Source organism: Pseudomonas asiatica, from assembly GCF_040214835.1.
Classification (GTDB): domain Bacteria; phylum Pseudomonadota; class Gammaproteobacteria; order Pseudomonadales; family Pseudomonadaceae; genus Aquipseudomonas; species Aquipseudomonas putida_Z.
On the sequence record NZ_CP157874.1, the window covers coordinates 5083932 to 5098459 of the forward strand.

The 14528-nt window shown below is 61.7% G+C and carries 12 protein-coding genes; 1 reads left to right on the forward strand and 11 read right to left on the reverse strand.

Going from position 1 to position 14528, the window contains the following annotated elements; genetic code table 11:
• Window positions 1-12 precede the first annotated feature (12 nt).
• The 3 genes from folP to rlmE all read right to left on the reverse strand — a co-directional run bounded on the left by folP (window position 13) and on the right by rlmE (window position 3607).
• A complete protein-coding gene (gene folP, locus ABNP31_RS22690) occupies window positions 13-864 on the reverse strand; it encodes a dihydropteroate synthase (RefSeq protein WP_075046426.1) in 852 nt (283 codons plus the stop codon).
• Between the two features lie 8 nt (window positions 865-872).
• Entirely contained in the window at window positions 873-2777 is a 1905-nt protein-coding gene (gene ftsH / locus ABNP31_RS22695) for an ATP-dependent zinc metalloprotease FtsH (protein ID WP_025340704.1), read from the reverse strand.
• 203 nt (window positions 2778-2980) lie between these two features.
• Complete coding sequence (rlmE, locus tag ABNP31_RS22700) at window positions 2981-3607, reverse strand: 23S rRNA (uridine(2552)-2'-O)-methyltransferase RlmE (RefSeq protein WP_025340705.1); 627 nt, start codon at window positions 3605-3607, stop codon at window positions 2981-2983.
• Window positions 3608-3709: 102 nt separating this feature from the next.
• Here rlmE and yhbY point away from each other — a divergent pair, with 102 nt between their 5' ends.
• Complete coding sequence (gene yhbY, locus ABNP31_RS22705; RefSeq protein WP_003249945.1) at window positions 3710-4018, forward strand: ribosome assembly RNA-binding protein YhbY; 309 nt, start codon at window positions 3710-3712, stop codon at window positions 4016-4018.
• 145 nt (window positions 4019-4163) lie between these two features.
• On the opposite strand, the gene ABNP31_RS22710 is transcribed toward yhbY, so the two are convergent.
• The 8 genes from ABNP31_RS22710 to grpE all read right to left on the reverse strand — a co-directional run bounded on the left by ABNP31_RS22710 (window position 4164) and on the right by grpE (window position 14516).
• Window positions 4164-4604 carry a hypothetical protein gene (locus ABNP31_RS22710; RefSeq protein ID WP_049798463.1) on the reverse strand — a complete coding sequence of 147 codons (441 nt, stop codon included), beginning with the start codon at window positions 4602-4604 and terminating at the stop codon, window positions 4164-4166.
• A complete protein-coding gene (gene greA / locus ABNP31_RS22715) occupies window positions 4582-5064 on the reverse strand; it encodes a transcription elongation factor GreA (RefSeq protein WP_013974292.1) in 483 nt (160 codons plus the stop codon). The genes ABNP31_RS22710 and greA overlap by 23 nt, the downstream gene beginning before the upstream one ends.
• Window positions 5061-8282, reverse strand: a complete 3222-nt coding sequence (carB, locus tag ABNP31_RS22720) for a carbamoyl-phosphate synthase large subunit (RefSeq protein ID WP_015271865.1) — start codon at window positions 8280-8282, stop codon at window positions 5061-5063. Before carB ends, greA begins: the two co-directional genes overlap by 4 nt.
• Window positions 8283-8387: 105 nt before the next feature.
• The gene (carA, locus tag ABNP31_RS22725; protein WP_025340706.1) at window positions 8388-9524 is read right to left on the reverse strand and encodes a glutamine-hydrolyzing carbamoyl-phosphate synthase small subunit; all 1137 of its coding nucleotides are present in this window, start codon (window positions 9522-9524) and stop codon (window positions 8388-8390) included.
• A 265-nt stretch (window positions 9525-9789) separates the two neighbouring features.
• The gene (gene dapB, locus ABNP31_RS22730) at window positions 9790-10596 is read right to left on the reverse strand and encodes a 4-hydroxy-tetrahydrodipicolinate reductase (protein WP_085663612.1); all 807 of its coding nucleotides are present in this window, start codon (window positions 10594-10596) and stop codon (window positions 9790-9792) included.
• A 13-nt stretch (window positions 10597-10609) separates the two neighbouring features.
• Window positions 10610-11734, reverse strand: a complete 1125-nt coding sequence (gene dnaJ, locus ABNP31_RS22735; protein ID WP_025340707.1) for a molecular chaperone DnaJ — start codon at window positions 11732-11734, stop codon at window positions 10610-10612.
• A gap of 197 nt (window positions 11735-11931) precedes the next feature.
• A complete protein-coding gene (dnaK, locus tag ABNP31_RS22740) occupies window positions 11932-13857 on the reverse strand; it encodes a molecular chaperone DnaK (protein WP_025340708.1) in 1926 nt (641 codons plus the stop codon).
• 101 nt (window positions 13858-13958) lie between these two features.
• Window positions 13959-14516 carry a nucleotide exchange factor GrpE gene (grpE, locus tag ABNP31_RS22745; RefSeq protein WP_025340709.1) on the reverse strand — a complete coding sequence of 186 codons (558 nt, stop codon included), beginning with the start codon at window positions 14514-14516 and terminating at the stop codon, window positions 13959-13961.
• Window positions 14517-14528 lie beyond the last annotated feature (12 nt).

Consider the following 14528-nt stretch of genomic DNA (forward strand, 5'->3'; position numbering starts at 1 on the left):
ACTCCAATGTTCTTATTCGGCGTTTTGCACCGCAGCGATCATGCGCACCACATCAACGGTTTCGGCCACGTCATGGACACGAAGGATGCTCGCCCCCTTGGTCATGGCCAACGCCGCCAGCGCGAGGCTGCCGTACAACCGCTCGCCGACCGGACGTTCCAGCGTCAGGCCGATCATGCTCTTGCGTGAAACACCCACCAGCAGCGGGCGCCCAAGGCGATAGAGCGCTTCCATATGCTTGAACAGGCTCAGGTTGTGCGCCAGTGTCTTGGCGAAACCGAAGCCCGGATCAAGGATGATTCTGTTTGCGTCGATGCCCGCCGCAGCGCAGGCGGCCATTCGCTGCTCAAGGTAACGCGTAACGTCGGCAGTCACATCTTCGTAATGTGGGTCGTCCTGCATGTTACCCGGCTCGCCGCGCATGTGCATGAGGCATACCGGCAGGCCGGTATCCGCGGCAGCGTCCAGGGCGCCATCGCGCTCCAGGGCTCGCACGTCGTTGATCAGCCCGGCACCGAGGCGCGCCGATTCACGCATGACCGCCGGGGTGGAGGTATCGACCGAGATGACCACATCGAGGCGGCTGTTGATCGCCTCGACCATGGGAGCTACCCGCTCCAGCTCCTCGGTCACCGATACCGCGCGCGCGCCCGGACGCGTGGACTCGCCGCCGATGTCGATCAGCGTGGCGCCTGCGGCAACCATCGCTTCGGCATGACGCAACGCCTCGTCGCGCTGGTTGAAGCGCCCGCCATCGGAGAAGGAATCAGGGGTGATATTGAGAATACCCATGACATGGGTACGCGACAAATCAAGAACCCGGTTGCCGCAAGGCAACCGGGTCGGGTACTGCGCTGAGCTCATAGATGCCCTTAGTGTTGAGCCGCTGGACCGCCGATCGGCGATTCCGGGCGATCACCTTGGGCTGCAGGCTTGCCCGAAGCCGAGTCATCATCCCAGTCGCGCGGTTCGCGGGGGGTACGGCCGGCCATGATATCGTCAATCTGCTCGGCGTCGATGGTCTCGTACTTCATCAGCGCTTCGGCCATGGCATCGAGCTTGTCACGGTTGTCGGTGAGCAACTGCTTGGCCGTGGCGTAGCACTGGTCGATGATACTGCGCACTTCCGAGTCGATCAGCTTGGCGGTTTCGCCGGAAACGCTGGCGTGCTGGCTGGCAGCACTGCGACCCAGGAACACCTCGCCTTCTTCCTCGGCGTACATCAGCGGGCCGAGTTTTTCGGAAAGGCCCCACTTGGTCACCATGTTTCGGGCGATCTGGCTGGCACGCATGATGTCGTTGGACGCGCCGGTAGTGACACCGTCGAAGCCCAGGGTCATTTCTTCGGCAATACGGCCGCCGTACAGCGAGCAGATCTGGCTGATCAGTGCGCGCTTGGACAGGCTGTAGCGGTCTTCTTCCGGCAGGAACATGGTCACGCCCAGGGCACGACCGCGCGGAATGATCGAAACCTTGTAGACCGGATCGTGCTCAGGCACCAGGCGACCGACAATGGCGTGGCCAGCCTCATGGTAAGCGGTGTTCTGCTTTTCTTTCTCGGACATGACCATGGTCTTGCGCTCGGCGCCCATCATGATCTTGTCCTTGGCCAGCTCGAACTCTTTCATTTCGACTAGGCGCTTGTTGGCGCGCGCGGCAAACAGCGAGGCCTCGTTGACCAGGTTGGCCAGGTCCGCACCGGAGAAGCCAGGGGTACCACGGGCAATGACCGCCGGGTTGACGTTCTCGCCGACCGGCACCTTGCGCATGTGCACCTTGAGGATCTGCTCACGACCACGAATATCCGGCAGGCCAACCACCACCTGGCGGTCGAAGCGGCCGGGGCGCAACAGAGCCGGGTCGAGCACGTCCGGACGGTTGGTAGCGGCGATGACGATGATGCCATCGTTCATTTCGAAGCCGTCCATCTCCACCAGCAACTGGTTGAGGGTTTGCTCACGCTCGTCGTGACCGCCACCCATGCCGGCGCCACGGTGGCGACCAACGGCGTCGATCTCGTCGATGAAGATGATGCACGGGGCGTGCTTCTTGGCCTGCTCGAACATGTCGCGCACACGGCTGGCACCGACACCGACGAACATTTCCACGAAGTCCGAACCGGAAATGGTGAAGAACGGCACCTTCGCCTCGCCGGCGATGGCCTTGGCAAGCAACGTCTTACCGGTACCGGGCGGGCCGACCATCAGCACGCCACGCGGGATACGGCCGCCCAGGCGCTGGAACTTGCCCGGGTCGCGCAGGAACTCGACCAGCTCGCCGACCTCTTCCTTGGCTTCGTCGCAACCTGCAACGTCGGCCAGAGTGGTCTTGACCTGGTCTTCGGACAGCAGGCGCGCCTTGCTCTTGCCGAAGCTCATCGGCCCGCCCTTGCCGCCCGCGCCGCCCTGCATCTGGCGCATGAAGAACATGAACACGGCGATGATCACCAGGATCGGGAAGCTCGCCACCAGCAGCTGGGTCCAGATGCTCTGCTGCTCAGGCTGCTTGCCTTCGACGATGACGTGGTTGTCTACCAGGTCGCCGATCAGGCCGTTGTCGGTAATGGCCGGGCGAACGGTCTTGAAATTGTCGCCGTCGGCGCGCTTGCCGGTAATGATGTAGCCGTCGACGGTCACACGCTCGACCTTGCCATCCTTGACCTGCTGGATGAAGTCGGAATAGTTGAGGGTCTGCGGCTCGTTAGGGCTGGAGAAGTTGTTCATCACTGTCACCAGGACAGCTGCGATGATCAACCACAGGATCAGATTCTTTGCCATGTCGTTCAATTCGCTACCCTCTGAGGTCGGCGCACGACGCAGCCGTTCCTCGCATGATATTCATCGCCCTAACTTACTACATTACCTACGCAGCCGCAGGCACCGTCTGTAACCCTTTGTGAAAGCTAGACTACACGAAGTTCGGACGATCCTGACGCAGCGGCCGATTGGAAATAACTATCGGCCACCACGCTTAACGCCTTTCATGCCCCTTTGAAACCCCTGCCCAGCAGGTACTGCTCGCGGGAACGGTCACGCGACGACGACGGCTTGCGCATCTGTACCTTGTCGAACTTGCTGCGCACGTCTTTGAGGTACACGTCAAAACCTTCGCCCTGGAAAATCTTGATCAGGAAATCGCCGCCGGGCTTCAGCACGCGGGTTGCCAGATCGAGGGCCAGCTCGCAGAGGAACATGGCACGCGGCATGTCCACCGCAGGCGTACCACTCATATTGGGGGCCATGTCGGAAATCACAAGGTCCACGTGCGAATCGCCGACGGCCTCGAGAATGCGCTGCAGCACTTCATCGTGGGTGAAATCGCCCTGGATGAAGGTCACATCAGGGATCGAGTCCATCTCCAGGATGTCGGACGCGATCAGGCGGCCCTGGCCACCAATCAGACGACTGGTCACCTGCGACCAGCCACCAGGAGCCGCGCCGAGGTCGATCACGCTCATGCCTGGGCGGATCAGCCGGTCCTTTTCCTGGATCTCCAGCAATTTGTAGCTCGCACGCGAGCGGTAGCCATCCTTTTGTGCCTGTTTCACAAAAGGATCGTTGAAATGCTCTCGCAGCCAGTTTGCGCTGCTTTTGGAACGTTGTACCACGGGGCACCTCGATGATATGCGTCGTGATTGACTGGGCGGAGCCGGTGGCCCTCGGGTAAAATGCCGGTCAATTTTACAGAATCAGACGGAAAGGGTCAGATTATGCCGCTCAATAACGAGCAGAAGAAGCAATACAAGTCCATTGGTCATGACCTGAAGCCGGTCCTGATCGTTGCTGGCAACGGTTTGAATGAAGGCGTCATCGCCGAACTGGAGCGCGCCCTGGTCGACCATGAGCTGATCAAGGTCGAAATTCGCTCGGAAGACCGCGAAGAGCGGGCCGAGACCATTGCCGAACTGTGCAAGGCCGGCCGTGCCGAGCTGGTGCAGACCATTGGCAAGAAAGCCCTGATCTACCGCAAGAACCCACAGCCGAACAAGCAGCTGTCCAATATCCACCGTTACAAGTAACGGCACGGGGGGCTGCTGCGCAGCCCATCGCGACACAAGGCCGCTCCCACAGGGATTGCACCGACCTGCGGCACAACGCAATCCCTGTGGGAGCGGCCTTGTGTCGCGAAAGGGCCGCAAAGCGGCCCCAGCGATCTCGAGCCGTTTAGCGGCGCACCTTGACCGGAACCGGCTGGGCCACCAGCACGATGCCGGAAAAGCCAAGCACCAGGAAACAGAGCAGCTGCCAGCGCTCGCCAACGGAAATACCGTAGCGCAAGGTGTAATACCCCACGCAGGCACCGAAGCCGAGCAACAGCATCTGGCCACGGAACTGCTGCCACCAGGCCGACAGGCCGTCCACCCTTGCCAGCACCGCCAGCTGGGTCAACAAGCCAAGCAGCGCCACACCGATCAACCAGCGGTCGATCTGCCCGGCGATATCCTGCACCAGCAGCGGCGCCAGGCCACTGACCTTGAGCGCGGGCACCAGGCCCACGTGAAACACCCACAAGCCACCGACCCAGAAAACCTGGGCCAGCTGCCAGAGGATCCCCTCGAGGGATGGCGCCCGCAGGCGCCGGTCAGATGTGCTTGACTTCGACAATCTCGTACTCGACCGTCCCGCTAGGCGTCTTGACGACGACAGTATCACCTTCTTCCTTGCCGATGATGGCACGGGCAATCGGCGCACCGCTCGAGAGCTTGCCCTGCTTCACGTCAGCTTCATCCTCGCCGACGATCTGGTAGGACACCTCTTCATCGGTTTCGGTGTTGGCCAGTACCACGGTGGTACCGAAAATCACCTTGCCGGTGTGAGGGATGGTGGTCACGTCGATCACCACCGAGTTCTGCAGGCGGCCTTCGATATCGCGGATACGCGCCTCGACCATGCCCTGCTCTTCACGGGCGGCATGGTATTCGGCGTTTTCCTTGAGGTCGCCCAGTTCACGTGCTTCGCCGATGGCCTGGCTCAGGCGCGGGCGCTCGGTCTTGCTCAGGAACAGGTGCTCCTCTTCCAGGGCGCGAGCACCCTGGACGGTCATCGGGTACTTGGTAATGCTCATGCTTTCAGTCCTGCATGCAGATCCTGCAGGCGACGAACGGTCTTTTCCGGACCGAATTTCAGCGCCTCGCAGATGGCTTCACCGGCCGCAATGGTAGTGGTGCAGTAAATCTTGTGCTGCAGCGCATTGCGACGAATCGAGTAGGAATCGGCGATCGACTGGCGGCCTTCGGTGGTGTTGATGATCAGCGACACTTCGTCGTTCTTGATCATGTCGACCACGTGCGGACGACCTTCGGTCACCTTGTTCACACGGCGCACTTTCAGGCCAGCCGCTTCGATAACCTTGGCAGTGCCGGCAGTTGCAACCACTTCGAAGCCCAGGGCGATCAGGTCGCGGGCAACGCCAGCCACTTGCGGCTTGTCGTCGTCACGCACGCTGATGAAGGCGGTACCGCCAGTCGGCAGCACTTCGCTGGCCCCCATCTGGGCCTTGGCGAAGGCTTCACCGAAGCTGTCACCGACACCCATGACTTCACCGGTCGATTTCATCTCAGGGCCGAGGATCGGGTCAACCCCCGGGAACTTGGCGAACGGGAAGACGGCTTCCTTGACGCTGTAGAAGTTCGGGATGATTTCCTGGGTGAAGCCCAGCTCTTTGAGGGTTTTGCCGGCCATGACGCGGGCTGCGATCATCGCCAGGGAGGTGCCGATGCACTTGGAGACGAACGGCACGGTACGCGAAGCACGCGGGTTGACTTCGATCACGTAGATCTTGTCGCCCTGCAGGGCCAGCTGCACGTTCATCAGGCCGACCACGCCCAGCTCCAGGGCCATTTTCTTGACCTGTACGCGGACTTCGTCCTGCACTTCCTTGCTCAGCGAGTAAGGTGGCAGCGAGCACGCCGAGTCACCGGAGTGAACGCCGGCCTGCTCGATGTGCTGCATGATCGCGCCGATCACCACGTCGGTGCCGTCGCACACCGCATCCACATCCATCTCGATGGCGCAGTTGAGGAAGTGGTCGAGCAGTACCGGGCTGTCGTTGGACACCTGTACGGCTTCACGCAGGTAGCGCTTGAGCTCGTCCAGTTCGTAGACGATTTCCATGGCACGGCCGCCCAGCACGTAGGACGGGCGCACTACCAGCGGGTAGCCGATGCCGCCAGCGGCGCTGATGGCTTCTTCTTCGCTGCGCACGGTGGCGTTTGGCGGCTGCAGCAGGTTCAGGCGCTGAACCATCTGCTGGAAGCGCTCGCGGTCTTCGGCGCGGTCGATGGCATCCGGGCTGGTACCGATGATCGGTACGCCGGCTTCTTCCAGGGCGCGGGCCAGTTTCAGCGGGGTCTGGCCGCCGTAGTGGACGATCACACCTTTCGGCTTCTCGACGCGGCACACTTCCAGCACGTCCTCCAGGGTCAGCGGCTCGAAGTACAGACGGTCGGAGGTGTCGTAGTCGGTGGAGACGGTTTCCGGGTTGCAGTTGACCATGATGGTCTCGTAACCGTCTTCACGCAGCGCCAGTGCGGCGTGTACGCAGCAGTAGTCGAACTCGATACCCTGGCCGATACGGTTAGGGCCGCCACCCAGGATCATGATCTTGTCGCGGGTCGACGGGTTGGCCTCGCACTCTTCCTCGTAGGTGGAGTACAGGTAGGCGGTGTCGGTGGCGAACTCGGCAGCGCAGGTGTCGACGCGCTTGTACACCGGGAACACTTCCAGCTTGTGGCGGTGACGGCGCAGGTTCTTGTCGGTGATACCCAGCAGCTTGGCCAGGCGCTGGTCGGAGAAGCCCTTGCGCTTGAGGCGCAGCATGTAGTCCTTGTCGATCGACGACAGGGCCAGGGTCTTGACCTTCTCTTCTTCCTTGATCAGGTCTTCCATCTGCACCAGGAACCACATATCGATGCCGGTCAGGTCGAAGATCTGCTCGCAGGTCATGCCGGCACGCATGGCGTCGGCCACGTACCAGATACGCTCGGCGCCCGGTACGGTCAGCTCGCGCTTGAGGATGCTGCTGGCTTCAGGGTTGGCCAGGTCGACTTTCGGGTCGAGGCCGCAGGCGCCGACTTCCAGGCCGCGCAGGGCTTTCTGCAGGGACTCCTGGAAGGTACGGCCGATGGCCATGACTTCACCCACGGACTTCATCTGGGTGGTCAGGCGGGCGTCGGCTTTCGGGAATTTCTCGAAGGCGAAACGCGGCAGCTTGGTGACGACATAGTCGATCGACGGTTCGAAGGACGCCGGGGTGCGGCCGCCGGTGATGTCGTTCTGCAGTTCGTCGAGGGTGTAGCCAACAGCCAGCTTGGCAGCGATCTTGGCGATCGGGAAGCCGGTGGCCTTGGAGGCCAGCGCCGAGGAACGCGAAACGCGCGGGTTCATCTCGATCACGACCATGCGGCCAGTGTTCGGGCAGATACCGAACTGCACGTTGGAACCGCCGGTTTCCACACCGATTTCACGCAGCACCGCCAGCGAGGCGTTGCGCATGATCTGGTATTCCTTGTCGGTCAGGGTCTGTGCCGGGGCAACGGTGATCGAGTCACCGGTGTGCACGCCCATCGGGTCGAAGTTCTCGATCGAGCAGACGATGATGCAGTTGTCCTTCTTGTCGCGGACCACCTCCATCTCGTATTCCTTCCAACCGATCAGCGATTCGTCGATCAGCAGTTCCTTGGTCGGCGACAGGTCCAGGCCACGGGCGCAGATTTCTTCGAATTCTTCACGGTTGTAGGCGATACCACCACCGGTGCCGCCCATGGTGAACGACGGACGGATGATGCACGGGAAGCCCAGGCGCTCGAGGACGGCGTTGGCTTCTTCCATGCTGTGGGCGATACCGGAGCGCGGGCACTCCAGGCCGATGTCCTTCATCGCCTTGTCGAAGCGCGAGCGGTCTTCGGCCTTGTCGATGGTGTCGGCGTTGGCACCGATCATTTCCACGCCGAACTTTTCCAGAACGCCGTGGCGCTCCAGGTCCAGGGCGCAGTTCAGTGCAGTCTGGCCACCCATGGTCGGCAGCAGTGCGTCCGGGCGCTCTTTCTCGATGATCTTGGCCACCGACTGCCACTTGATCGGCTCGATGTAGGTGGCGTCGGCCATGGCCGGGTCGGTCATGATGGTGGCCGGGTTGGAGTTCACCAGGATGACGCGGAAACCTTCCTCGCGCAGGGCCTTACAAGCCTGGGCGCCGGAGTAGTCGAATTCGCAGGCCTGGCCGATCACGATCGGGCCAGCGCCGAGAATCAGGATGCTTTTGATGTCTGTACGTTTTGGCATGGTTGTCACTCAAATCCGGGGTCAGTCGGCAAGCCGCTTTGAACAATCTGGGTCAGGCGCTTCCGGGCGCGGCGCAAGCCGGCCCGGGGCCTTGAAGCAGGATGCTCAGCGGCGCTTGGCCATGGCATCGATGAAACGATCGAACAGTGGCGCGACGTCGGTCGGGCCTGGGCTCGCTTCAGGGTGGCCCTGGAAGCTGAACGCGCTCTTGTCGGTACGCTCGATACCCTGCAGGGTGCCGTCGAACAGCGACTTGTGGATGGCGCGGACGTTGCCCGGCAGGGTGGCCTCGTCAACGGCAAAGCCGTGGTTCTGGCTGGTGATCATGACCACACCGGTGTCCAGGTCCTGGACCGGGTGGTTGGCACCGTGGTGGCCGTGGCCCATTTTCACGGTCTTGGCGCCAGAAGCCAGGGCCAGCAGCTGGTGGCCCAGGCAGATGCCGAATACCGGAATCTCGGTCTCGAGGATGTCCTTGATCGCCTGGATGGCGTAGTCGCACGGCTCGGGGTCGCCAGGGCCGTTGGACAGGAACACGCCGTCCGGGTTGAGTGCCAGCACTTCGCTGGCCGGGGTCTGGGCCGGCACCACGGTCACGCGGCAGCCACGGGCAACCAGCATGCGCAGGATGTTCAACTTGACGCCGTAGTCGAAGGCGACCACGTGGTATGGCAGGTCAGCGGCTTCGATGGTCGGGTGGCTGTCGGTCTTCAGTTCCCACACGCTGGAGCGCCACTCGTAGCGTTCCTTGGTGGAAACGACCTTGGCCAGGTCCATGCCCTTCAGGCCCGGGAAGGCGCGGGCAGCGGCGATGGCGGCTTCTTCGCTGATGTTGTCACCGGCGAGGATGCAACCGTTCTGAGCGCCCTTTTCACGCAGGATTCGGGTCAGGCGACGGGTGTCGATGCCGGCGATGGCGACGACGTTGTTGGCCTTGAGGTACTCAGGCAGCGACTGGGTGTTACGCCAGTTGCTGGCCAGCAGCGGCAGGTCACGAATGACCAGGCCAGCGGACCAGACGCGGTTCGACTCGGCGTCTTCCGGGGTAGTACCGGTGTTGCCGATGTGCGGGTAGGTCAGGGTAACGATTTGCTGCGCGTAGGAAGGGTCTGTAAGGATTTCCTGGTAGCCGGTCATAGCGGTGTTGAATACCACCTCACCAACGGTCTGACCGTCGGCACCGATAGCTTCACCGCGGAAAATACTGCCGTCGGCAAGGGCGAGTATGGCTGGCTTTGTCAAGAAGACCTCCCGTAAATCAAGCATGAAAGGGCGATCGCAGGTTGCAAAAAAGCGGAGTGACGTATGGACACGTCACCCCGCTTTCATGTGCTGAATTCAATTCGCTGCGCGCTTTTAGTGGACACACTAAAGCTGTAGCTTACAGAAAAGTGCCTTTTCGGTCTACCGCGGATGTGTCTCTAAAACACATCAATGCGACAGGCTGACATCGGCGCCGGCTTCTTCGCGGGCAAGCCCGCGAAGAAGCCAACCCCACTCCAACTGCTTAACGCAGCTCGAGCACATCCTGCATGTCATACAGGCCAGGCACACGCCCGTCCAGCCACAGCGCCGCACGCACGGCGCCCTTGGCGAAGGTCATGCGGCTGGAAGCCTTGTGGGTAATCTCGACGCGCTCGCCTTCAGCGGCGAACAGCACGGTATGGTCACCCACCACATCACCGGCACGCACGGTGGCGAAGCCGATGGTCTTACGCTCACGTGCACCGGTCTGCCCTTCACGGCCATACACGGCCACTTCCTGCAGGTTGCGACCCAGCGCCTGGGCAACCACTTCACCCATGCGCAGCGCGGTGCCCGACGGCGCATCGACCTTGTGCCGGTGGTGCGCTTCGAGGATTTCGATATCCACATCGTCACCCAGCACGCGCGCCGCGGTATCCAGCAGCTTCAGGCACAGGTTGACGCCGACACTGAAGTTGGCAGCGAAGACGATAGGGATTTCCTTGCCGGCTTCGGCCAGCTGCTGCTTCTCTTCAGGAGTGAAGCCAGTGGTGCCGATGACCATGGCCTTGCCCGCCTTGCGGCAGAACGCCAGGTTCTTCAGGGTTACCGAAGGGTGGGTGAAGTCGATCAGCACGTCGAACTCATCGACCACCTTGCTCAGGTCGTCGGAAATCGGCACACCAATACGGCCCAGGGCCGCCAGCTCACCAGCATCAGCCCCTACCAGCGAGCTGTCCGGGCGGTCGATCGCCGCCGTCAGGCCCGCCTGGGGAGCCTGCTGCTGCACGGCTTCGACGAGGGTCTTGCCCATCCGCCCTGCCGCGCCCATCACTGCAATACGTCGCATAGCCATTTCCTTGTCAGAGATCGCCGAAGAAGCGCTTCACGCCATCGAACCAGCCACTGGCCTTGGGCGAGTGGGAGCTATCGCCTTCCAGCGAATCACGCAGCTCTTCGAGCAACTCGCGCTGGCGGCGGCTGAGGTTGACCGGGGTTTCCACCGCCACGCGGCACAGCAGGTCACCCGCACCACCACCACGCACCGGGGCAACACCCTTGCCGCGCAGACGGAACTGCTTGCCGGTCTGGGTACCTTCCGGGATCTTCAGCTTCACCCGACCATCGAGGGTCGGCACTTCCAGCTCGCCACCCAGGGCGGCATCGGTGTAGCTGATCGGTACTTCGCAGTACAGGTGCTTGCCATCACGCTGGAAGATCTCGTGCTCACGCACGTTGATCACCACATACAGGTCGCCAGTCGGGCCACCATGGGTACCAGCCTCGCCCTCGCCCGACAGGCGGATGCGGTCGCCGGTATCGACACCTGCCGGCACCTTGACCGACAGCGTCTTGTATTCCTCGACACGGCCTTCGCCGTGGCACGAGGTGCAGGGGTCGGTAATGATCTTGCCCTGGCCATGGCAGCGCGGGCAGGTCTGCTGTACCGAGAAGAAGCCCTGTTGCATGCGCACCTGGCCGATACCGCCACAAGTCGGGCAGGTGGACGGGGTCGAGCCCTTCTTGGCACCGGAGCCGTCGCAAGGCTGGCAGTTGACCAGGGTGGGCACGCGGATGCTGACCGTGGTGCCACGCACCGCCTCTTCCAGGTTCAGTTCCAGGGTGTAGCGCAGGTCGCTGCCGCGCTGGGCGCCGCCACGCGAGCCGCCGCGGCCGCCACCGAAGAAGTCGCTGAACACATCGCCGAAGATGTCGGAGAAGTTGGCACCGCCGAAACCGGCGCCACCGCCACCCATGCTCGGGTCTACACCCGCATGGCCGTATTGGTCGAAGGCCGCACGCTTGCTGGCGTCAGACAGCACTTCGTAGGCCTCGTTGGCCTCCTTGAACTTGTCTTCCGACTCTTTGTCGCCCGGGTTGCGGTCAGGGTGGTACTTCATCGCCAGGCGGCGGTAAGCCTTCTTGAGGTCAGCTTCGCTGGCGCCGCGCTCGACACCCAGTACCTCATAATAATCACGCTTGGACATAGGTCATTTGCACCTTGTTGGGCGTCTGGCATCTGCGCCGCGCCATCAGCACCTGCCTTTTGCCCACCAGGGCCACTGACAGATGCTGTAAAAATTCTCGAATTCCAGATACGCCAACGCGGGAGCAAGCCCCCGCGCGGCGACATCCTACCAGCTCACCGCCAAACGGCGGTGAACCGGCCGACAACATGCAGGGATTACTGCTTGTTGTTGTCTTTCACTTCTTCGAACTCAGCGTCAACCACGTCATCGTGCTTGGCTTCCGGCTCGGCCTGCTGTGCGCCGCCCTGTGGCTGTTCGGCCGACTGCTCGGCGTACATCTTCTGGGCAACCGGTGCCGATACCTTGGACAGCTCTTCGACCTTGGCGTCGATGGCAGCCTTGTCGTCGCCTTTGACAGCGGCTTCCAGGGCAACAACGGCAGCCTCGATGGCGGTTTTCTCTTCAGCGGTAACCTTGTCACCAGCGTCAGCGACCATCTTGCGGGTCGAGTGAACCAGCGCATCACCCTGGTTACGGGCAGCGGCCAGCTCTTCGAACTTGCGGTCTTCCTCGGCGTTGGCCTCGGCGTCACGCACCATGCGCTCGATCTCTTCGTCCGACAGGCCGGAGTTGGCCTTGATCACGATCGACTGCGACTTGCCGGTGGCCTTGTCCTTGGCGCTGACGTGCAGGATGCCGTTGGCGTCGATGTCGAAGGTTACTTCGATCTGCGGCACGCCACGCGGAGCCGGCGGAATGTCAGCCAGGTCGAACTTGCCCAGCGACTTGTTCTGTGCAGCCTGCTTGCGCTCACCCTGCAGCACGTGAATGGTCACGGCACCCTGGTTGTCATCGGCAGTCGAGAACACCTGCGACTTCTTGGTCGGGATGGTGGTGTTCTTCTCGATCAGCGAAGTCATCACGCCACCCATGGTTTCGATACCCAGGGTCAGCGGGCTGACGTCCAGCAGCAGTACGTCTTTCACGTCACCGGCCAGCACGGCGCCCTGGATGGCAGCACCCATGGCCACGGCTTCGTCCGGGTTGACGTCCTTGCGCGCTTCCTTGCCGAAGAAGTCGGCAACGGCTTTCTGCACCAGCGGCATGCGGGTCTGACCGCCGACCAGGATCACGTCGTCGATCTTGCTGGCATCGATGCCAGCGTCTTTCAGAGCGATGCGGCAAGGCTCGATGGTACGGGCAACCAGGTCTTCGACCAGAGATTCCAGCTTGGCGCGGGAAATCTTCACGTTCAGGTGCTTCGGACCGGTAGCGTCTGCAGTGATGTACGGCAGGTTCACGTCGGTCGACTGAGCGGAGGACAGTTCGATCTTGGCCTTTTCAGCGGCTTCTTTCAGACGCTGCAGCGCGAGCGGATCGTTCTTCAGGTCCATGCCGGACTCTTTCTTGAACTCGTCGACGAGGTAGTCGATCAGGCGCATGTCGAAGTCTTCGCCACCCAGGAAGGTGTCGCCGTTGGTAGCCAGTACTTCGAACTGGTGCTCACCATCGACTTCGGCGATTTCGATGACCGAAACGTCGAAGGTACCGCCACCCAGGTCATAAACGATGACGGTGTGGTCGCCCTTGGCCTTGTCCATGCCGTAAGCCAGCGCAGCGGCAGTCGGCTCGTTGATGATGCGTTTTACGTCCAGGCCAGCGATGCGACCGGCATCCTTGGTGGCCTGACGCTGGCTGTCGTTGAAGTAGGCCGGAACGGTGATGACCGCTTCGGTAACTGGCTCGCCAAGGTAGTCTTCGGCGGTTTTCTTCATTTTCTTCAGGACTTCGGCGCTGATCTGCGGCGGAGCCATGTCCTTGCCGCTGGCTTGTACCCAGGCGTCGCCGTTGCTGGCCTTGACGATCTTGTAAGGCACCAGCTTGATGTCTTTCTGCACCACGTCTTCTTCGAAGCGACGGCCAATCAGGCGCTTCACTGCGAACAGAGTGTTGTGCGGATTGGTGACCGCCTGACGCTTGGCCGACTGACCAACCAGGATTTCGCCATCATTGGCGTAGGCCACGATCGAAGGGGTGGTACGCGCACCTTCGGCGTTTTCGATGACCTTGACGTTACCGTTTTCCAGAACAGAGACGCACGAGTTGGTGGTCCCCAGGTCGATACCGATGATTTTACCCATGTTAACTCTCCCGAAACTTGAATTTGGTAGCAGCGACTACTTTGGCCAACTGCAGTAATACTTGAAGGCTTGACACCTAGATGGGGATGCCCGGAAGGATTTCAAGCCTTTTCATCAATCGAGGGCTGCGCCGCGCTCGGCGCCTTGCTGACCACCACCATGGCAGGGCGCAGCAGGCGGCCGTTGAGCAGATAGCCCTTCTGGAAGACGTTCAGCACGCTGTTCGGCTCGACTTCGGCGTTTTCCTGCATGGCCATGGCCTGATGATGCTCTGGATTGAACGGCTGGCCGTGCGGATCGACTGCTTCGAGGTTGTAACGCTTGAGGGTGTCCTGGAACATCTTCAGGGTCAGCTCGACGCCTTCGCGGATCTGCTTGACGTGCTCATCGTCGGCACTGGAGTGCGCCAGGGCCAGCTCCAGGCTGTCGATCACAGGCAGCAGGTCGCCCGAGAACTTCTCGAGGGCAAACTTGTGCGCTTTCTCGACGTCCTGTTCGGCACGACGGCGAGCGTTCTGCACGTCGGCAACGGCGCGCAGCGCCTGGTCCTTGGCGGCGGCCAGCTGCTCCTCGAGTTCCAGGACGCGGGCGTCTGCAGCATTACCTGCACCGGTCTCTTCGACGTTAAGGTCTTTCTCGTTCAGCTGTTCGTCAGCCATGGGGTCTCTCCT

Excerpts from the sequence above, each read along its gene's own strand:
- folP (WP_075046426.1), bottom strand. The coding sequence starts at position 864 with ATGAGCTCAGCGCAGTACCCGACCCGGTTGCCTTGCGGCAACCGGGTT.
- ftsH (WP_025340704.1), bottom strand. The coding sequence starts at position 2,777 with ATGGCAAAGAATCTGATCCTGTGGTTGATCATCGCAGCTGTCCTGGTG.
- yhbY (WP_003249945.1), top strand. The coding sequence starts at position 3,710 with ATGCCGCTCAATAACGAGCAGAAGAAGCAATACAAGTCCATTGGTCAT.
- greA (WP_013974292.1), bottom strand. The coding sequence starts at position 5,064 with ATGAGCATTACCAAGTACCCGATGACCGTCCAGGGTGCTCGCGCCCTG.
- carB (WP_015271865.1), bottom strand. The coding sequence starts at position 8,282 with ATGCCAAAACGTACAGACATCAAAAGCATCCTGATTCTCGGCGCTGGC.
- dapB (WP_085663612.1), bottom strand. The coding sequence starts at position 10,596 with ATGCGACGTATTGCAGTGATGGGCGCGGCAGGGCGGATGGGCAAGACC.
- dnaJ (WP_025340707.1), bottom strand. The coding sequence starts at position 11,734 with ATGTCCAAGCGTGATTATTATGAGGTACTGGGTGTCGAGCGCGGCGCC.
- dnaK (WP_025340708.1), bottom strand. The coding sequence starts at position 13,857 with ATGGGTAAAATCATCGGTATCGACCTGGGGACCACCAACTCGTGCGTC.
- grpE (WP_025340709.1), bottom strand. The coding sequence starts at position 14,516 with ATGGCTGACGAACAGCTGAACGAGAAAGACCTTAACGTCGAAGAGACC.